Source organism: Actinoallomurus sp. CA-142502, assembly GCF_050936355.1.
Taxonomy (GTDB): Bacteria; Actinomycetota; Actinomycetes; order Streptosporangiales; family Streptosporangiaceae; genus Actinoallomurus; species Actinoallomurus iriomotensis.
Window position 1 is genome coordinate 3,901,449 of record NZ_JBNJMY010000001.1, and the last position, 22,585, is coordinate 3,924,033.

General features: G+C 72.7%; 25 protein-coding genes and 1 riboswitch. Of the genes, 12 read left to right on the top strand and 13 right to left on the bottom strand.

The genetic code is table 11. The annotated features are described in order from the left end of the window. Positions 1-15: 15 nt before the first annotated feature. Complete coding sequence (gene aroF, locus ACQEV1_RS18905) at positions 16-1,038, bottom strand: 3-deoxy-7-phosphoheptulonate synthase (protein WP_433394886.1); 1,023 nt, start codon at positions 1,036-1,038, stop codon at positions 16-18. Positions 1,039-1,296: 258 nt separating this feature from the next. Between aroF and ACQEV1_RS18910 the strand changes: the two genes are divergently transcribed. From ACQEV1_RS18910 to ACQEV1_RS18930, 5 genes are all read left to right on the top strand, one after another. Next, positions 1,297-1,890: a molybdopterin-dependent oxidoreductase gene (locus ACQEV1_RS18910; protein WP_433394888.1), complete on the top strand. Its 594-nt coding sequence runs from the start codon at positions 1,297-1,299 to the stop codon at positions 1,888-1,890. A 79-nt stretch (positions 1,891-1,969) separates the two neighbouring features. After that, on the top strand, positions 1,970-3,169 hold the full coding sequence (locus ACQEV1_RS18915) for a histidine kinase (protein WP_285566786.1): 1,200 nt from the start codon (positions 1,970-1,972) through the stop codon (positions 3,167-3,169). A 62-nt stretch (positions 3,170-3,231) separates the two neighbouring features. Then, positions 3,232-3,990 (top strand): LytR/AlgR family response regulator transcription factor, encoded by a 759-nt coding sequence (locus tag ACQEV1_RS18920; RefSeq protein WP_285566784.1) that lies wholly within the window; start codon positions 3,232-3,234, stop codon positions 3,988-3,990. Then, positions 3,987-4,337, top strand: coding sequence for a hypothetical protein (locus tag ACQEV1_RS18925; RefSeq protein ID WP_285566782.1), 351 nt, complete (start codon positions 3,987-3,989; stop codon positions 4,335-4,337). Before ACQEV1_RS18920 ends, ACQEV1_RS18925 begins: the two co-directional genes overlap by 4 nt. Before the next feature lie 37 nt (positions 4,338-4,374). Continuing rightward, positions 4,375-6,051 (top strand): cation acetate symporter, encoded by a 1,677-nt coding sequence (locus tag ACQEV1_RS18930; RefSeq protein WP_433394891.1) that lies wholly within the window; start codon positions 4,375-4,377, stop codon positions 6,049-6,051. An 849-nt stretch (positions 6,052-6,900) separates the two neighbouring features. Here the strand turns inward: ACQEV1_RS18930 and ACQEV1_RS18935 are convergent. From ACQEV1_RS18935 to thiO, 5 genes are all read right to left on the bottom strand, one after another. Further along, positions 6,901-7,764: a deoxyribonuclease IV gene (locus ACQEV1_RS18935; RefSeq protein ID WP_433394893.1), complete on the bottom strand. Its 864-nt coding sequence runs from the start codon at positions 7,762-7,764 to the stop codon at positions 6,901-6,903. A 68-nt stretch (positions 7,765-7,832) separates the two neighbouring features. Then, positions 7,833-9,806: a Stk1 family PASTA domain-containing Ser/Thr kinase gene (gene pknB / locus ACQEV1_RS18940; protein WP_285617004.1), complete on the bottom strand. Its 1,974-nt coding sequence runs from the start codon at positions 9,804-9,806 to the stop codon at positions 7,833-7,835. An 80-nt stretch (positions 9,807-9,886) separates the two neighbouring features. Next, positions 9,887-10,660 (bottom strand): thiazole synthase, encoded by a 774-nt coding sequence (locus ACQEV1_RS18945; protein WP_433394896.1) that lies wholly within the window; start codon positions 10,658-10,660, stop codon positions 9,887-9,889. Between the two features lie 2 nt (positions 10,661-10,662). After that, positions 10,663-10,863 carry a sulfur carrier protein ThiS gene (gene thiS, locus ACQEV1_RS18950; protein ID WP_285566773.1) on the bottom strand — a complete coding sequence of 67 codons (201 nt, stop codon included), beginning with the start codon at positions 10,861-10,863 and terminating at the stop codon, positions 10,663-10,665. 281 nt (positions 10,864-11,144) lie between these two features. Then, entirely contained in the window at positions 11,145-12,263 is a 1,119-nt protein-coding gene (gene thiO, locus ACQEV1_RS18955; protein ID WP_433394898.1) for a glycine oxidase ThiO, read from the bottom strand. Beyond that, positions 12,253-12,364: riboswitch (TPP riboswitch) on the bottom strand. Its footprint overlaps the gene before it by 11 nt. Before the next feature lie 77 nt (positions 12,365-12,441). On the opposite strand from thiO, the gene ACQEV1_RS18960 reads away from it, so the two are divergent. The 4 genes from ACQEV1_RS18960 to ACQEV1_RS18975 all read left to right on the top strand — a co-directional run bounded on the left by ACQEV1_RS18960 (position 12,442) and on the right by ACQEV1_RS18975 (position 14,989). Further along, positions 12,442-13,611 carry an NAD(P)/FAD-dependent oxidoreductase gene (locus ACQEV1_RS18960; protein WP_285617000.1) on the top strand — a complete coding sequence of 390 codons (1,170 nt, stop codon included), beginning with the start codon at positions 12,442-12,444 and terminating at the stop codon, positions 13,609-13,611. A gap of 70 nt (positions 13,612-13,681) precedes the next feature. After that, on the top strand, positions 13,682-14,059 hold the full coding sequence (locus ACQEV1_RS18965; protein ID WP_285566769.1) for an Rv2175c family DNA-binding protein: 378 nt from the start codon (positions 13,682-13,684) through the stop codon (positions 14,057-14,059). A 75-nt stretch (positions 14,060-14,134) separates the two neighbouring features. Further along, positions 14,135-14,770, top strand: a complete 636-nt coding sequence (gene thiE / locus ACQEV1_RS18970) for a thiamine phosphate synthase (protein WP_433405923.1) — start codon at positions 14,135-14,137, stop codon at positions 14,768-14,770. Positions 14,771-14,824: 54 nt separating this feature from the next. Further along, positions 14,825-14,989 (top strand): hypothetical protein, encoded by a 165-nt coding sequence (locus ACQEV1_RS18975; RefSeq protein ID WP_285566767.1) that lies wholly within the window; start codon positions 14,825-14,827, stop codon positions 14,987-14,989. Positions 14,990-14,995: 6 nt separating this feature from the next. Here ACQEV1_RS18975 and ACQEV1_RS18980 read toward each other — a convergent pair whose 3' ends face one another. Both ACQEV1_RS18980 and ACQEV1_RS18985 read right to left on the bottom strand, forming a co-directional pair. Further along, positions 14,996-15,193: a hypothetical protein gene (locus ACQEV1_RS18980; protein ID WP_285616996.1), complete on the bottom strand. Its 198-nt coding sequence runs from the start codon at positions 15,191-15,193 to the stop codon at positions 14,996-14,998. 112 nt (positions 15,194-15,305) lie between these two features. After that, a complete protein-coding gene (locus tag ACQEV1_RS18985; RefSeq protein WP_433394902.1) occupies positions 15,306-16,367 on the bottom strand; it encodes a polyprenyl synthetase family protein in 1,062 nt (353 codons plus the stop codon). A gap of 49 nt (positions 16,368-16,416) precedes the next feature. Between ACQEV1_RS18985 and metF the strand changes: the two genes are divergently transcribed. Further along, positions 16,417-17,328, top strand: coding sequence for a methylenetetrahydrofolate reductase [NAD(P)H] (metF, locus tag ACQEV1_RS18990; protein ID WP_285616993.1), 912 nt, complete (start codon positions 16,417-16,419; stop codon positions 17,326-17,328). Here the strand turns inward: metF and ACQEV1_RS18995 are convergent. From ACQEV1_RS18995 to ACQEV1_RS19010, 4 genes are all read right to left on the bottom strand, one after another. After that, positions 17,280-17,867 carry a GNAT family N-acetyltransferase gene (locus tag ACQEV1_RS18995; protein WP_285616991.1) on the bottom strand — a complete coding sequence of 196 codons (588 nt, stop codon included), beginning with the start codon at positions 17,865-17,867 and terminating at the stop codon, positions 17,280-17,282. The two genes, metF and ACQEV1_RS18995, sit on opposite strands and share 49 nt — an antisense overlap. A 5-nt stretch (positions 17,868-17,872) precedes the next feature. After that, a complete protein-coding gene (locus ACQEV1_RS19000; protein WP_285566759.1) occupies positions 17,873-18,190 on the bottom strand; it encodes a hypothetical protein in 318 nt (105 codons plus the stop codon). 155 nt (positions 18,191-18,345) lie between these two features. Beyond that, positions 18,346-19,392 (bottom strand): hypothetical protein, encoded by a 1,047-nt coding sequence (locus ACQEV1_RS19005; protein WP_433394905.1) that lies wholly within the window; start codon positions 19,390-19,392, stop codon positions 18,346-18,348. 152 nt (positions 19,393-19,544) lie between these two features. After that, positions 19,545-20,066 (bottom strand): CGNR zinc finger domain-containing protein, encoded by a 522-nt coding sequence (locus ACQEV1_RS19010; protein WP_433394907.1) that lies wholly within the window; start codon positions 20,064-20,066, stop codon positions 19,545-19,547. Between the two features lie 86 nt (positions 20,067-20,152). Between ACQEV1_RS19010 and ACQEV1_RS19015 the strand changes: the two genes are divergently transcribed. Then, the gene (locus ACQEV1_RS19015; RefSeq protein ID WP_433394909.1) at positions 20,153-21,322 is read left to right on the top strand and encodes an epoxide hydrolase family protein; all 1,170 of its coding nucleotides are present in this window, start codon (positions 20,153-20,155) and stop codon (positions 21,320-21,322) included. Here ACQEV1_RS19015 and ACQEV1_RS19020 read toward each other — a convergent pair. Next, on the bottom strand, positions 21,271-21,735 hold the full coding sequence (locus ACQEV1_RS19020; protein ID WP_285616983.1) for a YbaK/EbsC family protein: 465 nt from the start codon (positions 21,733-21,735) through the stop codon (positions 21,271-21,273). The two genes, ACQEV1_RS19015 and ACQEV1_RS19020, sit on opposite strands and share 52 nt — an antisense overlap. A gap of 344 nt (positions 21,736-22,079) precedes the next feature. Between ACQEV1_RS19020 and ACQEV1_RS19025 the strand changes: the two genes are divergently transcribed. Next, on the top strand, positions 22,080-22,529 hold the full coding sequence (locus tag ACQEV1_RS19025) for an SAV_6107 family HEPN domain-containing protein (RefSeq protein ID WP_285616981.1): 450 nt from the start codon (positions 22,080-22,082) through the stop codon (positions 22,527-22,529). Positions 22,530-22,585: the final 56 nt, after the last annotated feature.

Sequence of the window (22,585 nt, forward strand, 5' to 3'; positions counted from 1 at the left end):
CCTCTCCGGTCCGGTTCACACGGTGGTGAGGGTGCGGCCCACCAGCGGGGGCAGCTCGCGGACGGCCTTGGCCAGTTCGCGGAGATCGCCGTTGACGAGCGCCTGCGGACCGTCGCACAGCGCCTCTTCCGGATGCGGGTGCACGTCGATGATCACCCCGTCGGCCCCCACCGCGATCGCCGCGCGCGTGAGCGGCAGCACCAGCTCCCGGCGCCCGCCCGAGTGCGACGGGTCGATGATGACGGGCAGGTGCGACAGCCGCTGGGCGACCGGCACCGCGGAGATGTCCAGCGTGTTCCGCGTGGCCTTCTCGAACGTCCGGATGCCGCGCTCGCACAGGACGATGTCCAGGTTGCCCCGCTGCGCGATGTACTCGGCGGCCATCAGCCACTCCTCGATCGTCGCGTTGAAGCCGCGCTTGAGCATCACCGGCCTGCCCGCCCCGCCGACCGCCTGCAGCAGCGCGAAGTTCTGCATGTTGCGCGTGCCGACCTGCAACATGTCCGCGTAGGAGGAGACCAGCTCCACGTCGTGGGCGTCCACCACCTCCGTCACGATCGGCATGCCCGTCTCGGCCCGCACCTCGGCCAGGATCCGCAGGCCCTTCTCGCCCAGGCCCTGGAACGCGTACGGCGACGTCCGCGGCTTGAAGGCCCCGCCCCGCAGCAACGTCGCACCGGCGGCCTGCGCCATCTGTGCCGCCTGGAGGGTCTGCTCCGGCGTCTCCACCGCGCACGGCCCGGCGATCAGCGTCATCGTCCCCGGCCCGATCGGCACGCCGCCGACCCGTACGACCGAGCGGTCGGGGTGGTTCTCCCGGCTGACCAGCTTGTACGGCACCGAGATGCGCACGACGTCGGCGACGCCGCGCATCCCGCGCAGGTTCAGCGTGCCGAGCCGTTCCACGTCGCCGACCAGCCCGACGATCGTGCGGTTCACGCCCCGGCTGACGAACGCCTCGGCGCCCGCCGACTCGACGCGTTCGACGACGGCCTGGACATCGGCTTCCCCGGCCTCGGCGGCCATGACGACGACCATGCTGTTCTCTCTTCCCAGAAACGACGAATGCCCCGGGCCAGTCGGCCCGGGGCATTCGTCAGCGGTTGCCTTTAGTGCAGCGTCTTCCTGGCAGCCGCCCGTGACCCGGGCCCGCCATAGCTAAAGGAGAAGGCGTTGCTCACGCCGCACACAGTAGCCCATGCCGGGGGATGCGCGTGCGGTAGGGGCCCGCGTTGCCCGTCTCGGGGCGAATGGCAGGATGGCGGGCGATGAGGGACTGCGGGCGGAAGATACGTGATGGCGGCTGAAGAGCCGCTCCCGCCGGGACAGCACGTTCCGCGTAACTGGCCGGTACTCCACTACGGTCCGGTGCCGAAGTTCCGTCCCGAGCGCTGGGACCTGCGGGTGCAGGGCGCGACCGCCTCCGGGGAGGAGACCCGCTGGACCTGGCCCGAGGTCGCGGCGATGGCACGGGAGCGGGTCACGGCCGACTTCCACTGCGTCACGAAGTTCTCCATCCGGGACGTCGTGTGGGAGGGCGTCCGCGCGACGACGCTGGCCGCGCTCGCCCCGCCCGCGGACGACGCCACCCACGTGATGGTCTGGGCCGAGTACGGCTACAGCGCGAACGTGCGGATGTCGGACTTCCTCGCCGACACGTCCCTGCTGGCCACCCACCGCGACGGCGAGCCCCTCAGCCTTGAGCACGGCGGGCCGCTCCGCATGGTCGTCCCGCACCTGTACGCCTGGAAGAGCGTCAAATGGGTCCGCGCGATCGAGTACCTCGTCGCCGACCGGCGCGGCTTCTGGGAGGAACGCGGCTATCACAACATCGCCGACCCCTGGCTGGAGCAGCGCTACTCCTACCAGGAGGAGACCCCGCCGGCCTGACACGTCCGGGCACGGGAACCAGACCGCTTACGGGCAAAGACCCACGCGTATCGTGACTGCGGTATTACCTTCTGCTGTCATGCTCGTGACTTCCGCCGACGCGCTGATCGCCGTGGCGTCCGCCCTTACCGTGGGCGCCGCCGGCTGGTCGCTGTGCGCCATGCGGCAGCGCACCGGCAGGGGCGCTCTGGCCGACGAGGCGACCTTCGCCGCGCTGCACACCGTCTCGGTCGCCTCCACCTCGCTACGGGCGGGGCTGACCGAGGACTCCGCCCGCAAGGCCGTACGGCACTTACGCGACCTGCTCGGCGTCCCGGTCGTCGCGGTCACCGACACCGAGCGGCTCCTCGTCTGGGAGGGCGGCATCGCCCACTCCGACTCCACGCTCCGCCTCGCCGAGCCGGTCCTGACCTCCGCCCGGTCCCGGGTGATCGTCCGGGAGCTCGACCCCTGCGGCGACCCGCACTGCCAGGTCCGGGTCGCCATGATCGCGCCGCTGACCATCGACGGCCGGGTCGCGGGCGCCCTCGCGGCGTACGCCGAGCGCGCGCGGTTCCACCGGCTGCGGATCCTGGGCGAGGTGGCCCGCTGGATGTCCGGGCAGCTCGAACTCGCCGAGCTCGACTCCTCCAAGGCGCGGCTCATGGAGGCCGAGATGCGCGCGCTGCGTGCCCAGATCTCCCCGCACTTCGTCTACAACTCGCTGACCACGATCGCGTCGTTCGTGCGCACCGACCCCGAGCGCGCCCGCGAGCTGGTGCTCGACTTCGCCGACTTCGCCCGCTATTCGTTCCGCAACCCGCGCGACTTCACCACCCTGGCCGAGGAGCTCCGCTCGATCGACCGTTACCTGCTGCTCGAACGCGCGCGGTTCGGCGAGGACCGCCTGCGGTTCAGCGTCGAGATCGCGCCCGAGGTGCTGCCCGTCGCCGTGCCGTTCCTGTCGCTGCAGCCGTTGGTCGAGAACGCCATCCGCCACGGCATGGAGTGCGGCATGCCGCGGTTCCACGTGCGCATCGTGGCCCGCGACGCCGGTGCCGAGGCGGCGATCAGCATCGAGGACGACGGTGTCGGCATGGACCCCGACAAGCTGCGGGCCCTGCTCGAATCGGGCGACGACAGCGGTACGACGCGCGGCATCGGCCTGCTCAACGTGGACGACCGGCTGCGCCAGGTCTACGGCGAGGAGTACGGCCTGGTCATCGAGACCGCGGTCGGCGCGGGCATGAAAGTGAGCCTCCGAGTGCCCAAGTGCCACACCGATCTGTCCGCCGGGTAAGAGTCACGTCTTACTCCATGAAATCTATTGCACACGGAGAGTAAAGGGGGCAGTCTCCTGCCATGTTGCGCGTGCTCGCCGCAGACGACGAGGCCCCGGCCCTCGAGGAGCTCACCTACCTCCTCCGCCGGCACCCGCGCGTGCAGGCCGTCCAGCCCGCGGCCGACGCCGCTGAGGCGCTGCGCGACCTCGGCCGCATGGTGACCGAAGGCGACCGGCTCGACGCCGTCTTCCTCGACATCCGCATGCCGGGCCTCGACGGGCTCGACTTCACCCGGCTGGTCACCGGCTTCGCCGACCCGCCCGCCGTCGTCTTCGTCACCGCCCACGAGGAGTTCGCGGTGACCGCGTTCGAGCTCGGCGCGGTCGACTACCTCCTCAAGCCGGTCGACCCTGGCCGCCTCAGCGAGGCCGTTCGCCGCGTCGAGCAGACCGTTCGCCGCGACGCCGCAGCCGAGGAGCCCGAAGCCGACGAGATGATCCCGGTCGAACTCGGCGGCCGCACGCGGATGATCCCGCTCGCCGCCGTCACCCACGCCGAGGCGCACGGCGACTACGTACGACTCCACACCTTCGACGGCAGCTACCTCATCCGCGTGCCGCTCGCCGCACTGGCCGAGCGGTGGCGGCCGGTCGGATTCATCCGCATCCACCGCAAGACGCTGGTCTCCACGGCGCACATCAGCGAGCTGCGGTTCGACGACGGCCGCGCGGTCCTGCAGGTCGGCGAGCGCCCGCTGCTCGTGAGCCGGCGACATACCCGCGAGGTCCGCGACCTGCTCGTCCGCAGATTCCGGCAGGAGGCCCGCGGCCCGAGATGACCGAACGCGTCACCGTCACCGTTCGCGGGGCCCGCAGGCGTGGCCCCCGCCGAAGACCTCCCGACGAACATCTGGAGCCGGGCGCGGCACGGGTCAGATCCCTGATCCGCACGCAGGCCCGGCTGGCCCTCGCAACCCTCACGATCGTCTTTCTTCTCCTCGCCGGCCTGCCGATGTTGTTCGCCTGCGCCCCGGGCCTGTCCCACGTGCGGCTGCTGGGCGTCCGGTTGCCCTGGCTCATCCTCTGCGGTGGCGTCCAGCCCGTCTGGGTGGTCGCCGCGCATCGCCACGTACGTCTCGCCGAGCGCGCCGAGCGCGCCTTCACCGAACCGGCACGGCCCGAGTGACCACCACCTCGGTGCCGGAAGCGGGTGAGGAGCATTCATGATCACGGTGGTGGCGCTCGCGCTGCTCATCGCCTCTCTCCTGGGCGTCTCCGCGCGTACGCGGCCCGCGCACGCCTGCGACCTGTACGCCGCGTCACGCGAGGTCTCGCCGTGGTGGAACGCCTCGGCGATCAGCGGGGAGTACATCTCCGCCGCGGCCTTCCTGGGCATGGCCGGCCTCGTGCTCGCGTACGGCGCGGACATGCTGTGGCTGCCGATCGGCGCCGCCGCCGGCCATGTGGTGCTGCTGACACTCGTCACGGCTCCCCTCCGCCGCTCCGGCGCGTACACCCTGTCCGACTTCGCGGCCTGGCGGCTCGGATCGCGTACGGTCCGGCACGCCGTCAGCGCCTGCGTCGTCGTCATCGGCTGGTTCTACCTCCTTCCGCAGTTTCAGGGGGCGGGCGTAACACTGTCGGTAATAAGCGGGCTGCCCGTGTGGACCGGCTGGGTGGCCGTCGTCGTCGCGGTGGGCGTGATGATCCTGCCGGGCGGCATGCGCAGCATCACCGGTATGCAGGCCGTCCAGTTCTGGCTCAAGCTCATCGCGGTGGTCGTGCCGGGACTGATCTTCCTGGCCGTCTGGCGGCTGCAGAACGACGCCGACGCGGCGCGCGCGCCGTACTTCCACCGGCCGACGACGGTCACGGCCGGCACGAGCGCGGGGATGCGGCTCACCGCGCCCGCCGTCCTCACCGTCCGTGGCGTCGTCGACGGGCGGCACCACAACGGTGAGCCCGTGCGGCTGGACGCCGGGACGCATCGCGTACGTGCCGGGGCGCGGCTGCGCTTCCCGGCCGGCGCCACGGTGCCGCACACCGACCAGCTGACGCTCCTGCGCGGTGACCGGTGGGCGACGCCGTTCTCGGGCGGGCGCGACCATCCGCTCGCCGCGACGTACTCCGTGCTGCTCAGCGTCCTGCTCGGCACCATGGGCCTGCCGCACCTCGTCGTCCGCTTCTACTCCAACGCCGGCGGGCGCGCCGCACGCCGTACCGCGAAGATCGTGGTGCTGATGCTGGCCGCCTTCTACCTGTTCCCGGCGCTGTTCGGCACGCTCGGCCGGCTCTACACGCCCGAGCTCCTGATGACCGGCGAGACCGACGCGACGCTCCTGATGCTGCCCCACCGGATCCTGCCGGGCCTCGCGGGCGACCTGCTGACCATCCTCGTCGCCACCGGGGCGTTCGCGGCGTTCGCCTCCACCTCCTGCGGGGTGGTCGTCGCGGTCTCCGGCAGCATCTCCGGCAACTTCGGCGGCGGCGCGAGCGGCTTCCGGCTGTCCGCGGTGATCACCATGGCGGTCCCGCTCCTCCTCGCGGTGCTGACGTGCGTACCGCAGTCGATGGCCCTGATCACCCTCGCCTTCGCGGTCGCTGCGTCGTCGCTGTGCCCGCTGCTGGTCCTGGGCGTCTGGTGGTCGCGCCTCACCCCGGCGGGCGCGGTCGCGGGCGTGCTCGCGGGCGGCGGACCGGCCACCGCCGCCGGCCTCGCGCGGATCCTCGGCGGCCAGCGCCCCGGCTGGCTCGGCATGCTGATCGAACAGCCGGCGCTCGTCACGGTGCCGCTGGGGTTCGCCGCGATGATCGGAGTGTCGCTGCTGACGCGCGCGACCGTCCCCGCGCACACGCACCGGGCGATGGCTCGCATGCACCTCCCGGAGGACCGCCCGTGAACGCCGCCGTTCGTCGCACCGGAGCGACCGCTCAGACCGAGGTTGCCGAACGCATACCGCCGACTACTAACCGTTTACCGAGGCAAGGGCTTTATGGGTTTCGCCGCGGCACGTGCGGACCCTAGTGTTTCGGCACAGCAACGTTCTCGGGACGGCCGCCAGGCTCCGACTCGGGGGGGTGGAGGCCAGGCGGCGGCGCCTGGGTGCTGCTGAACGGTCGGGGGGTTGTTCAGCGGCACCCAGGCCTTTTTTCGTTCCGGCCCGGGGACGCCGGGAAGGCGCCGCCCGGCGTCTCGCATCAGGACGCGGCCGGCGGCGAGAGGCGGTACGAGCTCGCCCGTCCGGGGGTACGGATCGCCGCCCGGGCGCTTGCCCGGTTGTGCGCCTTCGGCGGTACGCGACGGCGCTGTGGAAGATGCCGGGCTGGATGCGCCCTCGATGACCGGCAGGACGTCCGGCTCCTGGACCTCTCCATCGGCGGCGCCGTGGTGATCGTCTCCCCGCCGCGCGTGGGGCCGTACCCACCGGCTGTCGCACCGCGCGTCCGGCTCTGGCAAGGCCCTGGAGAGCCCGCCGCCGCCGACGTCGAGGGCTTGTCTCGGCGGCGTCTCCGCGTTCGCCCACGTCGCCCACGATTCGCCCCGGCACCACGTCCTGGAGGCGTTCGTCCGCCGTCGCGTCGCCCGAGCCCGCACCTGCCGCCCGCGCTCGGGGTCGAATCGACCTCAGTGGCGCGCGTCTCACCGGGCCTTCGCTCCGCGTCCCTGGAAGACGCGCGTCTCCGGCGGCCGTGCGCCCGGGCGGCGCCGACCTGTTCGCGGTCCGTCTCACCGGTGGGGGCGCGTCAGGTCAGCGGTCGCGGAGGGCCTTCAGGGTCTCCACGTCCGCGCGGTGTGGTTCGGCGCTGCGGCCCGGGGTCTCGATCACCAGGGGCACGCCCCGGCTCACCGGGTGGCGGAACAGTTCGGCGAACGGCTCCGCCCCGATTCGGCCCTCGCCGATGTTCTCGTGCCGGTCCTTGGCCGAGCCGCAGCCGTCCTTGGAGTCGTTCGCGTGGATCAGCTTCAGCCGGTCGGCGCCGGCCGTCAGGGCGAGCGCGTCCAGCATCGCGGCCACGCCGCCCGGCGCGGCCAGGTCGTGGCCGGCCGCGAACGCGTGGCAGGTGTCCAGGCACACCCCGGCGCGCGGGTGGCGGTCCACGGTGTCCAGGTACGGGCCGAGGTCCTGGACGGTCGCGCACAGCATCGCGCCCTGCCCGGCCATCGGTTCGAACAGCAGGTCGGGGCCGTCCGCCGGGATCTCGTCGAGGAGGGGGAGCAGGTGCTCGCGCAGCTGGCGTACGGCGGCCTCACGCGCCTGGGACACCGCCGAGCCGGTGTGCACGACGACGCCGCGGGCGCCGATCGCGGCGCCGCGCACGAGCGAGTGCCGGATCGAGGCCACCGAACTGGCGACCGTCCGCGGGTTGGGCGACCCGACGTTGATGAGGTACGGGGAGTGCACGAACACCGGCATGCCGGTGCGTTCGGCGTGCTCCCGCAGCTTGTGGTCCTCGGCCTCCTTGCCGGCCGCCAGCGCCCATCCGCGCGGGTTGCTGACGAAGACCTGGATGGCCTCGGCGCCGATCTGCGCCGCGTAACGCAGCCCGCCGGTGGCCAGGCCGCCGGCCACCGGCACGTGTGCCCCGATGGGGTTGGTCAGCTGGGCAGTCATCGCCGCGCCAGCCTAGTGGGTGCGAGGAGCCCGCTCGCCGCGCACCGCGCCGCGGGCGCCGAAACCGCTCAGTGCCAGATGGTGATCGTGGCGCCGTGCGGCTGCGGGGTGCCGGGCGGAGGGTTCTGGCCGGTGACGATGTCACGGCCGCCGCCCTTGGTGACCTTCACCTGGAAGCCGTTCTGGCGCAGGAGCTGCCGCGCCAGCGCGATCGGCTGGCCCGTCACCTGGGGCACCGCCCCCTGGCCGCCGTCGTTGTCCTTGCAGAACGGGTTCCACCACTGGCACTGGCCCTTGGTCACCGTCACCTGCACCGAGTCACCGCGGTTGACCTGCTGGCCCGGCGGCGGGTTCTGGCCGACCACGATGTTCTCCGGCTGGTTCGGAGCCGGGTCCTGCTCCTGCCACTGGACGTTCAGGCCCAGTTTGGTCAGGGCCGCGTTGGCCTGGTCACGGCGCATGTTGACGAGGTTGGGCATCTTCATGCCGTTGCTGACCACCAGCGTGACCGGGTCGTCCGGGTTCTGCGACGTGCCGGCGGCCGGCTTGGTCCGGATGACGTAGCCGCGCGGGATCGTCGTGCTGTCCTGCGACACCTGGTCGCCGGCCTGCAGGCCGGCGCTCTGCAGCCGCTGCTTGGCCTGGTCGAGCGGGAGGTTGTGCACGTCCGGGACGTCCACGGGCTTCTTGCCCTTGGAGAACACCAGCGTGAGCACGGTGCCCTTCTTGACCTCCGTGCCGACCGCCGGCTGGACCTCGGCGACCCGGTCCTTGGGGATCTTCTGGTCGTAGCGGGAGTCACCGTGCTTGACCTTCAGGCCGATCTTGGCGGCCTCGACGCGCGCCTGCTCCTCGGAGAGGCCGACGAGCTTGGGCACCCGTTCGGTGTTGCCGACCGTCACGCTCCACACGACGCCGCCGAGGAGCAGCACCACCACGACGGCGGCGGCGATGACCCCGTACAGGCCGGGCGGGCGCAGGAGCCGGTCCTTCAGGCCCGCGGGCGGCGGTCCGGGGTCGGGCTGCGTGTGCTCGTCGCGCGGGATCGCCATCGTGTGCGGCCGCATCATCTGCGTGCCGGAGCCGGCCGGAGCCGAGAGCGCCTGTGTCGCGCCCTCCGGAGAGGAGGGGGCCGACGGGCCGGGCATGGGCGCGGTGACCGGGCTGACGCCCGCGAGGGACTCGTCGATGTCGTGCGGCAGCGTGCGGTAGACCTCGCCGGCCGCGGAGTGGAAGTGGACCGCGTCGGAGGGCCGCCGCGCCGGATCGCGGTTGGTCGCGCTGGCGACGAGGGCGTCGATCTGCGGCGGCAGGCCCGGGACCACGCTCGACGGCAGCGGCACGGCCTCGTTGACGTGCTTGTACGCCACGGACAGCGGCGTGCCGCCCTGGTGCGGCTGGCGGCCGGTCAGCAGCTCGAACAGCATGATGCCGGCCGCGTAGACGTCGGTGCGGGTGTCGGCGTCGCCGGAGATGACCTGCTCGGGGGCGAGATAGCCGACGGTGCCGATGAGCATGCCGGTCTTGGTCTGCTTGCTCGCCGACTCCGCGCGGGCGAGGCCGAAGTCGGCCACCTTGATGCGGCCGTCGGCGTTGAGCAGGACGTTCTCCGGCTTGACGTCGCGGTGGATGACGCCGGCGCGGTGCGCGGCGCCCAGCGCCGCGAGCACCGGCTGCATGATCTCCAGCGCCTCGCGCGGTCCGAGCCGGCCGCGCTCGGTCAGCAGCGCGCGGAGCGTGCGCCCGGGGACGTACTCCATCGCCAGGAACACGTGGCCCTTGCTGGTGCCCTGGTCGTAGACGGCCACCACGCTCGGGTGCGACAGCGCCGCGGCGTGCTTGGCCTCGGAGATGAAGCGCCGCACGAACTCCTCGTCGCCGACGAGGTTCGCGTGCATGACCTTGAGGGCCACCGTGCGATCGAGCTTCGTGTCATGGCCGACGTACACCGTGGCCATGCCGCCTTGGGCGACCCGCGACTGGACGCGATAGCGCCCATCGAGCACCTGCCCGACGAGCGGGTCCGCAACCGACGTATCCATCAGGAGGGAGTGTATTCGTGTTTAAACGTGATACTCGCCGCCGCTCCAAAGGAAAGCATCGATCCTTGACCGGATCGAGATCAACCGCCCGAGCTGAGTCCCTGCCACGGAGACGACGCCTGCGCGTACCGCCGCTTGGGGATGCGGCCGGCGAGCCGGGCCATCCGGCCGGCCGTCACGGCGTGCCGCATCGCCGACGCCATCAGGGCCGGCGACTGCGCACGGGTGACCGCGGTCGCGAGCAGAACCGCGTCGCAGCCCAGCTCCATGGCGAGCGCCGCGTCGCTGGCCGTGCCGAGCCCCGCGTCCAGGACGACCGGCACCTGCGCCCGCTCGACGATCAGCTCGATGTTGTGCGGGTTGCGGATGCCCAGGCCCGAGCCGATGGGGGAGCCGAGCGGCATCACCGCCGCGCAGCCGGCCTGCTCGAGCCGGTGGGCGAGCACCGGGTCGTCGTTGGTGTACGGCAGCACGACGAACCCGTCGTCGACGAGCTGCTCGGCCGCGTCCAGCAACTCGATCGGGTCCGGCAGCAGCGTCCGCTCGTCGGCGATGACCTCCAGCTTCACCCAGTTGGTCTCCAGCGCGTCGCGGGCGAGTTTGGCGGTGAGCACCGCCTCGCCCGCGGTGAAGCAGCCGGCGGTGTTCGGCAGCACCCGGATGCCGAAGCGGCCGAGCACGTCGAGCACCGAGCCGCGGGAGCCGGGGTCGACGCGCCGCATCGCGACGGTGGTCAGCTCGGTGCCGGACGCGGTCAGCGCCTCCTCCAGCACGTTCATGCTCGGGGCGCCGCCGGTCCCCATGATGAGCCGGGACTCGAACGTCTCTCCCGCGATGACGAGCGGGTCCTCCATCGTCAACCTCCCTGCACGGCGGTCAGCACCTCGATGCGGTCCGCCTCCCGAACGATCGTGGTCGGCCAGTCGCCGCGCGGGACGACCTGGTCGTTGAGGGCGACGGCCACGCCGGCCGGCGCCCGTGTCACGGAGGCGACCACGCCCGCGACGGTCGCGCCGTCCTCCGCCTCGCGCTCCGCGCCGTTCACAGTGATCTTCATCGGACCTTCACGAACTCCTCGTGCTCATTGGTCGTTCGCCCTTCTCGCTCGCTCCACCGGCGACCTCGTACCTCGGCCGCCGCCTCCGCTCGCTCCTGCGGGCTCACTCGTGCTCATTGGTCGTTCGCCCTTCTCGCTCGCTCCACCGGCGACCTCGTACCTCGGCCGCCGCCTCCGCTCGCTCCTTCGGGCTCACTCGTGCTCATTGGTCGTTCGCCCTTCTCACTCGCTCCACCGGCGACCTCGTACCTCGGCCGCCGCCTCCGCTCGCTCCTGCGAGCTCACTCCTGGAACCGGCCGGGTGAGAACGGCCGGGCGACCTCGGGCATCGAACCGGTCGCCAGCAGCTCGGCCATGGCCTCGCCGGTGACCGGCGCGAGCAGCACGCCGCCGCGGAAGTGGCCGGTGGCCAGCAGCAGGCCCGGCAGCGCGCTCGCGCCGAGCACCGGGGCGTTGTCCGGCGAGCCGGGCCGCAGACCGGCGCGCACCTCGGTGAACTCCAGCTCGGTCACGCCGGGCAGCAGTTCGCGGGCGTCGCGCAGCAGCTCCCAGACGCCGCCCGCGGTGACCGTCGTGTCGAAGCCCATCTCCTCCTGGGTGGCGCCGACGACGATCTCCCCGTCGGCCCGCGGCACGAGATAGACCGACGAGCCGCGCACGAGGCCGCGTACGCACCGTCCCAGGAACGGCGTCGCGCTCCGCAGCCGCACCACCTGGCCCTTGACCGGGCGTACCGGCGGCAGCGCGCCGTCCGGCACGCCCTTGACGTCCTGGCTCCACGGCCCGGCGGCGAGCACCACCTGATGCGCGCGGACCACGTCGCCGCCGTCGAGGCGGACGCCCACGGCCCGCCCGTCCTCGGTCAGCACCTCCGCGACCCGCTCGCGTACGAGCGTGCCGCCGAGCCGCTCGACGGCGGCCAGCAGCGCGGCCGTGAGGCGTCGCGGGTCGACGGAGCCGTCGGCGGGCGCGAGCAGGCCGCCGCGCACGGACGGCGCGAGCATGGGCTCCAGCCGCCGGCACTCGCGGCCGGTGAGCGTCTCGGCCGGGATCCCGAGCGACTCCTGGAAGCGCCGCAGCTCGCCGAGGAGGGCGAGGTCGTCGGAGTCGAGGGCGACCTGCAGCGTCCCGTCGTCGCGGAAGCCCGTGTCGCGCCCGGACACCTCCTCCAGCTCCGCCACGAACGCCGGATAACGGTCGCGTGAGGCGAGGCCGAGGTGCAGGAGCGCCTCCTCGCCGTAGGTGAGCTCGCTGACGGGGGTGAGCATCCCGGCGGCGACATAGGAGGCCTTGGCGGCCGGTTCGGGGTCGGCGACCGTGACCCGCAGCCCGCGTCCGAGCGAACGCCACGCCGTCGCCAGCCCGATGACACCGCCGCCGATGATGACCACGTCGTCCACTCTGGCGCTCCCTTCGCCGGCATGACCCGGATCAGGTTCAGCGGTCGGCGGCCTCATGCCGCCCTCTCAGCCCGGTTCGCCGGGCTCCCGCGCTGGGATCTTTCTCGGGGGCGTTCACCGGCCCGCTGCCGGCTCGGCGGCGGTCAGGGCCCGTGAAGCACCCCCTAGCCTACGTCGTATGGAGCGCGTGATCATTGTGGGTGGCGGACTGGCCGGGCTGCGGACGGCCGAGACCCTGCGGGCCCAGGGGTACGCGGGCGGTCTCACGCTGGTGGGGGCCGAGCCGCACGCACCGTACGACCGTCCGCCGCTGTCGAAGGCCGTGCTCCGGGGCGAGACCGACGACACGACCGTCGCCGCCGACTTCGACGCGCTCGGCTGCGCGACGCTCCTGGGGCGCCGCGCGACGGGCCTGGGCGAGGAACTGGAGACGACCGAGGGGCCACTCGCCTTCGACGGGCTGGTCATCGCGACCGGCGCGACACCGATCCGGCTGCCCGGCGACGGCCCGCAGCACGTGCTGCGCACCATCGACGACGCCCGCGCGCTCCGCGCCGCGCTGCGTCCCGGCGCGCGGCTGGTCATCGTCGGCGCGGGCTGGATCGGCGCCGAGGTCGCGACGGCCGCGGCCGCGGCGGGCTGCCGGGTGACGGTCGCCGAGGCGGCGGACGCGCCGCTCGCGGGCGCCGTCGGCGCCGAGGCCGGGACGCGGACCGCGCGCTGGTACGCCGAGGCCGGCGTCGAGCTGCGCCACGGCGTCAAGGCCGCCTCGGTGGAGGCGGGCGGCCTGGCGCTGGCCGGAGGCGGCTCGATCGAGGCCGACCTGGTCCTCACGGGCGTCGGCGTACGGCCCGAGACGGGCTGGCTGGAGGGCTCCGGGCTGGCGCTGGAGAACGGCGTCGTCGTCGACGAGGGGCTGCGCACGAGCCGGCCGGGCGTGTTCGCGGTGGGCGACTGCGCCGCGTGGTGGTCGGGCCGGTTCGGCCGCCGGCTGCGCGTCGAGCACTGGGACGTGGCACTGAACGCCCCCGACGTCGTGGCGGCGAACCTCCTCGGCGGCGAGCGGGCGTACGACGCCGTCCCGTACTTCTGGTCCGAGCAGTTCGGCCGGATGGTGCAGTACGCCGGCCATCACCCCGCCGCCGACACGACGGTCTGGCGCGAGGACCCCGAGGCGGACCGCTGGTCGCTGTGCTGGCTGGCGGGGGAGCGGCTCGTCGCGATCCTGACCGTCGACCGGCCGCGTGACCTGGTGCAGGGGCGGCGGCTGATAGCGTCGGGCGCCGCCGTCGACGCCGGGCGGCTCGCCGATCCCCAGATCCCGGTCAAGGCCACCGTGCGCGGCTGATACCTCACCCTGTGATTTCGCGACCGGAATAGAGGTTTCAGATGGTGCCGAAGATGGTAAGCAGGCAGGCGTGACGCACACCGTTGCCGAAATCGAGATCGATCGACAGACCGACACCCTGGTGGGCGAATGGCTCACCCTCCCTGAGACGGCCGAGCGCCTCGGCCTCGATCTCAAGCGGGTCAAGCAACTCCTCCGCGACCACAAGCTGCTGGGGGTGCAGCGCGAGGGCGGGTTGAGCGTGCCCGCCGCGTTCATCCAGGACGGCCAGCCGCTCAAGGGCCTGCACGGCACGCTCACCGTGCTCGCGGACGCCGGGTTCGATCGGGTCGAGGCACTGCGATGGCTGTTCACCGCAGACGACTCGCTGCCGGGCACGCCGGTTCAGGCGCTCACCGAGCACCGGGTCAAAGAGATCAACCGGCGCGCGCAGGCGCTCGCGCTTTGAGCCACGGCGACACCGCCCGGCGAGACGGAGGGCCGCGGTTTGCCCGCACGTCTTCCCACTGACCGGGCGGTGAGCCTGCGCTCCCGCCTCGGCCGCGCGCGCCTCTACCTGTGCACCGACGCGCGCGAGGCCCAGGGCGACCTGCCCGGGTTCCTCGACGCGGCGCTGGCCGGCGGGGTCGACATCGTCCAGCTCCGCCAGAAGGGGCTGGAGGCGCGCCGGGAGCTGGAGCACCTGGAGGTGTTCCGCGCGGCCTGCGACCGGCACGGCGCCCTGCTCGCGGTCAACGACCGGGCCGACATCGCGCACGCCGTCCGCGCCGACGTGCTGCACCTCGGCCAGGACGACCTGCCCGTACGCCGGGCACGCGCGATCGTCGGTGAGGACATGCTCATCGGCAGGTCCACGCACTCGGAGGAGCAGGCGGCCGCGGCGGCGAGCGAGCCCGGCGTCGACTACTTCTGTACGGGCCCGACCTGGCCGACGCCGACCAAGCCGGGCCGGCCGGCCCCGGGCCTCGGGCTGCTGTCCTCCACCGCGGAACGCCGGTTCGCCCGTCCGTGGTTCGCGATCGGCGGCATCGACGCCGGCAACCTCGACCAGGTGCTGGCGGCCGGGGCGACCCGCGTCGTCGTCGTGCGGGCGATCACCGAGGCCGACGACCCGCGGGCCGCGGCGGAGGCCCTGTCCCGGCGCCTGCGCCATGAGTGAATTTCACCCGTGGTTCACCCAGCCCACACCTCGCCGTGCGCGAGAATGGGAGCCATGATCGGCATTCCTGACGACGAACGCCCCGTCGAGCTCTCCGACGACGACGAACTTGACGTGCTGCCCGATCAGACGAGTGACGACACCGACACCGGATGGGGCGAGTGGCGCGCATCGGATGAGGACGCCCGGCTGCTGGAGGAGCGCCCTCCGCACTGGTAGCGGCCGTTACGGGTGGATCGGCAGGCCCAGGCCCAGAAGGAACCCGGCGAGGATGACGAGGGCCAGCCCGACGATGAGCTGACGGCTCCGGCGACGGCGGGCAGGCCGTGACGCCGGACGGGGACGCACCCGTGCGGGCCCGCGGGCCGTGACACGCCGGTGCTCTCCGGTGTCGAGTTTCATGGTGCTGACATCCGTGCTCATTCGGACGCTCGGTGGGTCATGCCCCATTCTTAACCGGGCAAGATCCTTCTGTCCGGCGAACGCTCGATTCACGGGCGTACGGAACGTTTCCGGCGGAGCGGCCGATGGCCGGTCAGACGGTACGTGCGGTCGCGGCCACGGTGAGTTCCGACAGGGCCGCACGTGCGTCGGCGGTCAGCGGGGCGGCGGCCAGCGCCGCGGAGGCCTCCGAGGCGTACCGGTCGATCATCTCCTCGCAGGCGTCCAGCGCGCCGGTCGTCACGATGATCTCGCGGAGCGTCTCCACGCCCGCGGCGTCCAGCTCCGGATCGCCCAGGAGGCGTTCGACGGTCGTGGCCTCCGCGGCCGAGGCGCGCTCCAGGGCCAGCGCGACGAGCACCGTGCGCTTGCCCTCGCGCAGGTCGTCACCGGCCGGTTTGCCGGTCTCCGCCGGGTCGCCGTACACCCCGAGGACGTCGTCGCGCAGCTGGAAGGCGATGCCCACCGGCATGCCGTACGCCGAGAGGGCCGCCACCGACGGCGAACCGGCCAGCGCCGCACCGAGCTGGAGCGGGCGCTCGACGGTGTACTTGGCGCTCTTGAACCGGACGACCCGCAACGCCGTCTCGACCATCTCGTGGGCGTCCGGCTGCCGGCCGCGGGCCTGGCCGAGCAGGTCGAGGTACTGCCCGCACATCACCTCGGTACGCATCTGGTTGAACAGCGGCCGCCCGCGCGTCAGCGCGTCGTCGGGCAGGCCACTGCCCTGGTACATCTCGTCGCACCAGGTCAGGCACACGTTGCCGAGCAGGATCGCCGCACCGGCGCCGAACCCCTCCGCCGAACCACGCCAGCCCGACTCGGCGTGCAGCGCCTCGAACCGCCGGTGCACGGCGGGCATCCCGCGCCGGGTGTCGCTGCCGTCCATCACGTCGTCGTGGATCAGCGCGCCGGCCTGGAGCAGTTCGAGTGAGGCCGCCGCGGTGAAGAACTCGGGGAGGTCGGCGCCGCCCGAGCCCCGCCAGCCCCAGTAGCAGAACGCCGGGCGCAACCGCTTGCCGCCCGACAGCAGCGCGTCCAGGGCGGTGAGAAGGGGCGTCAGATCGGCCGAGACGGCGCCAAGGAGGGGACGCCGGTCGTCCACGAACGCGTACAGCGCCTCGTCGACCCGTTTGCGAATTTCATGAGCGGCCACGTGATCGAGACTAGTGGCCCTCAAGCACGGGCCCGTTACCCTGTGGGACATGACGACCGCCCGCCGCCGCACCATCCGGGAAGTCCTCGCCGCCGGGGAGACGACCTTCTCGTTCGAGTTCTTTCCGCCCAAGACCGAGCAGGGGGCGCGAAACCTCTGGCAGGCGATCCGCCGGCTCGAGGTGCTCCAGCCGACCTTCGTCTCCGTGACCTACGGCGCCGGGGGTGGCACCCGCGACCGTACGGTGGAGATCGTCGAGCGGATCGCCACCGACACGACGCTCACCCCGGTCGCGCACTTCACCGCCGTCAACCACTCCGTCGCGGAGTTGCGGCAGCTCATCGGCAGGTTCGCGGCGGTGGGCGTGACCGACCTGCTGGCCCTGCGCGGCGACCCGCCCGGCGACCCGATGGGGGAGTGGGTGCGCCATCCCGACGGCGTGGAGTACGCCGAGGACGTCGTCCGGTTGATCAAGTCCGCGGGCGACTTCAGCGTCGGCGTGGCCGCCTTCCCGTACAAGCATCCGCGGTCGCCCGACATCGAAAGTGATACTCATCACTTCATTCGTAAGTGCCAGGCCGGGGCGGACTACGCGATCACGCAGATGTTCTTCCGGGCCGACGACTACCTGCGGCTGCGTGACCGCGTGGCGGCGGCCGGCTGCGACGTGCCGATCATCCCGGGCATCATGCCGGTCACCCGGCTCAGCACGATCGAGCGGTCCGAGCAGCTGTCCGGGGCGCCGTTCCCGCCGGAGCTGGCCGCCCAGTTCGCCGCGGTCGGCGACGACCCGGAGGCGGTACGGCGGCTCGGCATCGACCAGGCGGCCGAGCTGTGCCGGCGGCTGCTCGCCGAAGGGGTGCCCGGCATCCACTTCATCACGTTCAACAGTTCGACCGCGACGCGCGAGGTCTACTCCCGCCTGGAGCTCAGCGGGAACTCCGCGCCCATCACCGCGTAGGCCGGGCCGCCCCCGGGAAACCGGAAGTCGGTCAGCAGGTCGACCAGGCCGAGCGAACGGTACAGGTTGCGGGCCGGCGTCTGCGCGTCAAGCGTGGACAGCACCACGGTGCGCTCGGGCCGGCCCGCGCACAGCGAGGTGATCAGCCCGCGGCCCAGGCCCAGCCCCTGCGCGGCCGGATGCACGTGCAGCTCGGCCACCTCCCACGTGTCGTCCAGCCAGTGCCGGGCGTGCTCCTCGCCGCCGATCTTGACGAGTTCGGCGCGTACGACGTCGTGCCACCACTGCCCGGACTCGCCGTGGAAGCCGTAGCTGAACCCGACCACGCTCCGTGAACGCTCGGCGACGAAGGCGCGGAACGCCGGATAGCCGGTGTGCCGCTCCATGATCATGTGCCGGCCGGGCATCTGCCCCGGTGGAGGCAGCATCGCCGCCTCGTAGGTGGCGAGCAGCGCGTCGAGGCGCCGCAGGAAGTCACGGCGGCCGATCTCACGGATCTGGGGTGACGCCTCGCGGCGGGCCCTGAATGCTGGTCTCACGTGCCTCACTTGGGGATGTACGGCGGAACCTTCGACAGTGCGCCGTAAATGTCCCACAGAATCTGCGCCGCCGCCTTCTTCAACTGCCCGCGCCGGGCCTCCAGCTCACTCTGCCACGAGCGGGCGGCGGGCCCGACCCACGCGTCGCCGGCGGTGCGTACGGGCGGGTCGAGGGCGGTCTCCAGCGTCGAAGCGCTGTCGAACGCCCGCTGGTAGGCGTTGTAGAGCTCAGCGTACGCGGGGTTGGGCTGCTGAGTGCCGTCCGGCGGAGGCGGGTCGGAGGGCGAGCGCAACGTGGCCGGGGAGGGCGGATAAGTGGTCACGGGCCCTCCTGCGTCGGGAAAGCGACCAGGGGTCCGTGTTGTTTGGTTCGCTCGCTCCGCTCGTTCACGGGCCCTCCTGCGTCGGGAAAGCGACCAGGGGTCCGTGTTGTTTGGTTCGCTCGCTCCGCTCGTTCACGGGCCCTCCAATGGGAGCGTCATGCGGAGGTCTCCGGGGAGCGTGTCGCCTGGAAGGCGGCCAGGCGTGCGGCGTTGGCGCGTACGGCGGCGGGGTCGGCGTCGTGGGCGGTGGTCGCCTGGATGACCAGCCGGGCCAGCGCCTCCGACCGTGGCCCGTCCGCCAGCGCGCGGTGCAGGGTCTCCGGATGACGGGAGTACAGCTCGACCGCGGCGTGCGGATCGTCGGCCGCGGGCGCCAGCATGGCCTCGTGCGACGGAACCGGGGGCCCGTTCTCCGCGCCGGCGGGCTCCGACCCTCCGGTCTCCACGATCTCGGTCAGGCCCAGGTGGCCGAGCGCGACGCGGGTGCGGTGGGCGAGACCGGCCTGGGACAGCAGCGCGACCGCGTCGTCGCGTACGCCCCGCCGGAGCGCCTCGTCGAGCATCGCGCGCAGCCACTTCTCGTCCATCGTCAGGTGGTGGCTGGCCACGCCGAGCGAGGTGCGGACGTCCTTCAGGTGGTCCTTGCCCGCCGCTTCGATCAGCCGGGCGGTGCCGGCCGGGCCGAGCCGGCCGTACAGGCCGTGGGTGTAGTCGGGGTCGTCGGCGCTCGCGCGCAGGCGTTTCCAGACCTCGTCCGGCACCGGGCGGTGCGCCTCCCGCGCCTTGAGGAAGGCCGCCGCGTCGGCCGTCCCGGCCCTGGTCGCGGCGCGTACGTCAGGGAAGGCGCCGAGGTCGTGCCCGGCCCCGGCGGACGTCGCACGGCGGCGCGCGCCGGCGCCGAGCCGGCCCGCGCTGACCTTGGGCATCGTGGGCCCGCCCTGATTCAGGTGGGTGAGGGCGTAGTTGCGGCGTCGCGTGAGCATGCCCTGCTGGCCGCCGGTCCAGGCGTGCACGGCCTGCGCCTCGCGCAGCCCGGTGCGAGGGACTCCGGGCGGCAGAGTGGCATTGGTGCGCAACCAGGTGGAGATGGCCTGCGAGGCGCCGTTCATCTGCTGGATGAGCCGTGCCATCGCGTCGACGTCCACGCCGACGAAGTCCCTGTCACGCGCGGCGGCGGCGCGCAGATCCTCGTGTCCAGCCATAGGGGCCGCTCCGGAGAGTGCGCTCTAGCCTCAGGAGACCGTTGTACCACCGTCGGTCCCGCCTGTCTGTAGGCCGCGAGGGGCGGCCGTTTACGGCCCTTCCGCATGTCAGAAGGGGTCTGCCGCTAATGGCCGCCGGGGGGTGGCGGCGGTCAGGCGCGGCGCCGGCGGTAGGCGCGCATGCGGGCGTTGGCGCCGCAGCCCGCGACGTCGCACCAGCGGCCCGAGCGGTTGCGGGTGTGGTCGTAGAACGCGTAGTGACAGTCGTCGGCGGCGCACGCCTTCATCCGGGGCCACGTGCCGTCGGTCATCGCCCTGAGGACACCCGCCAGGACGGCGCCGAGCGCCAGGTCGCCCGGGTCCGCCTCGCGCTCGCCGGCCGGCCACCGTACGCCGTCGGCGGTGATCAGCGGCCGCACGCCGCAACGTACGATCTCCGCGTTGACCAGGTCGAACGCGTCGGGATCGGCGGGGCCGGCGTTGTTGGCGAGCAGCAGCGAGCGGAGCGCCTCCCGCAACCGCACGGCGCGCGGGTACGTCTCCGCCGCCACCTCGCCCGGCAGCCCGTACTCCGCGCGCCAGCGGTCGAGTCCGGCGGCGTCGGCCTCGTGCCGCGTCCGCAGGAACGCCTCCACCGATGCGAGCGGCCCGGGAGCCGACGGTCGCGATGACATGCGCCGATGTTACATCCGTACGACTTTGACACGTAACGAGTTACGTGCGTACCGTCTTTGCTCGTAACTCAGACCGGGAGGTTCCTGTGATCGAGCCGTTCCACATCGCCGTCGCGGACGAGGTCCTGGAGGATCTGGCCGCCCGTCTCGAACGGACGCGCCCGCCGTCGCCGCAGGTCCTCGACGGAGGAGAGAGCCCCGAGACCGTCGAGCGCATCGAGGACCTCGTCGCGTACTGGCGCTCGGGGTACGACTGGCGGGCGCAGGAGGCCCGGCTGAACGCGGTGCCGCACTTCCGCGCCGCCGTCGGCGACGCGCGCATCCACTTCGTGCACGTGCCCGGCTCGGGACCGGACCCGCTGCCGTTGCTGCTCACCAACGGCTGGCCCAGCTCGTTCGTGGAGTACCTCGGGGTGCTCGACCGGCTGACCGACCCCGCGGCGTACGGCGGCGATCCCGCCGACGCGTTCTCGGTCGTGGTGCCCGCGCTGCCGGGGTACGGATTCTCGGATCCCTATCCGGGGCGGCTCGACCGGGCCGTGATCGCCGGGCTGTTCGACCGGCTCATGGTCGACGGCCTGGGGTACGCGAGCTACGTCGCGCACGGCGACGACATCGGCGGCGGCGTGGTGAACCGCCTGGGCATGTACCACGCCGCGACCGTACGGGCCATCCAGACCACCAACTGGATCCGGCCGGCGGACCCGACTCCGCGCACGCCGGAGGAGGTGGCGTACGTGGAGGCCGGGCGCCGCTGGGAGCGGACCCGGGGCGCGTACGCGCACGTCCAGGCGACCCGGCCGCAGATCCTGGCGTACGGGCTGAACGACTCGCCCTCGGGCCTGGCGGCCTGGGTGCTGGAGAAGTGGTTGACGTGGAGCGACCCGGCGACGCGCGGCCGCCTCGCCGACGACGACCTGCTCACCAACGTGATGACGTACTGGGTGACGGGTTCGATCGGGTCCTCGTCACGCCTGTACGCGGTCGACGCCGTTCCGCCGCCCGAGGCGGTCTCGGTGCCCTCGTCCGTGCTGCTGACGCGCGAGCCGGAGCTCCCGATCCCGCCGGAGCCCTGGCTGCGGCGCGCGTACCCGCGGATGGCCCGCCTGGCCACGACGGACGAGGGCGGCCACTTCCTGGCTCTGGAGTCCCCCGAGCAGTTCGTACGGCACGTCCGCGAGGCGTTCCGGCCGTACCGCTCGGCCTACTCCACCTCGACGGGCGTGCCGCCGGTGATCCGTACGAGCTCGTCGTAGGAGGTCGGGAAGATCGTGTGCGGGTGGCCGGCCGCCGCCCAGACGACCTCGTGCTCGGCCAGCCACTTGTCGACGAGCGTGCGGACCGGGCGAGGGTGACCGACCGGCGCGACCCCGCCGATCGGATGGCCGGTGGCCGCGCGTACGAACTCGGGGTCGGCGCGCTTGACCTTCGCGACGCCGATCAGGGCGGCGACCTTGGCCGTGTCGACGCGGTGGGCGCCGCTGGTGAGGACGAGCAGGGGTTCGCCGTCGGCGGCAAAGATCAGGCTGTTCGCGATCGCGCCGACCTCGCAGCCGAGCTGCGCGGCGGCGGCCACGGCGGTCGGCGCGGCGTCCGGGAGCTCGCGCACCTCGCCGGTGGCGCCGAGTTCCCGCAGGCGAGCGGCGACGTTCGCGGTGTTGGGATGCATGGTCAGCACTTTAGAGCCTGGTTTTGTCGGTCCGCGTTCGTATCGTCGTCAGTGTCGTCGACGGACGGGTGCCGGGCGCACTGACAGCAGTCATGTTCGACCGCCCTGACCTGCGGCGACACGGCGTCATTCGAACATGTTGACGAATGGCGGCGACGCGGGTTTACTGGAGTCATCTCGAACCTGTGTTCGAGTATTCGGTGCGGATTCTCGCGGGTCCGCGCCGGAGGGGTTCGGCTCGCCGGGCAGCGCATGCCAGAGCGAGACGCGGCGGCCGGGCGGGACGAGGGGAAGCGTTTCGCCCGCGCCGTCCGCGAACCCCGACGAGCGGAAGGAGGCACGCCATGTCCGCAAGGTCCACGGCCGTCCCTCTGCGCCCCGTCCCAAGGCGCAGGCCGGCACCGCCGGCGATCACACTGTTGCAGACGGCCAGGCACGGCCTGGTCGAGGCGGCCGAGTCCGCCGTACCCGCCTCACGTTACGTCGCGGCCCACCTGGCCGCGCTGCGCGCCGCGGCCGCGGTGCTCGCGGCCCGGGGCGACCCGACGGACAAGCGCCGCGGCCGGCCCCGGAGCGTGTGGGTCCTGCTCCCGGAGGTCGAACCGGCCCTGCGGGAGTGGGCCGCCTTCTTCGCCGCGGGCGCGGGCAAACGAGCCGCGGCCGAGGCGGGCCTCCCCAGCGCCGTGACCGTACACGAGGCCAACGACCTGCTCCACGACGCGGAGATCTTCGTCGCGCTGGTCGAGACGACGCTGGGCATCGACAGCCAGCCGATGCTCCCGGTGGCCGGCTGACCCCGCCGGCCACCCCGGCCACGGCAGGCCGGGCTGCGAGGCGCGGCCGAGCCGAT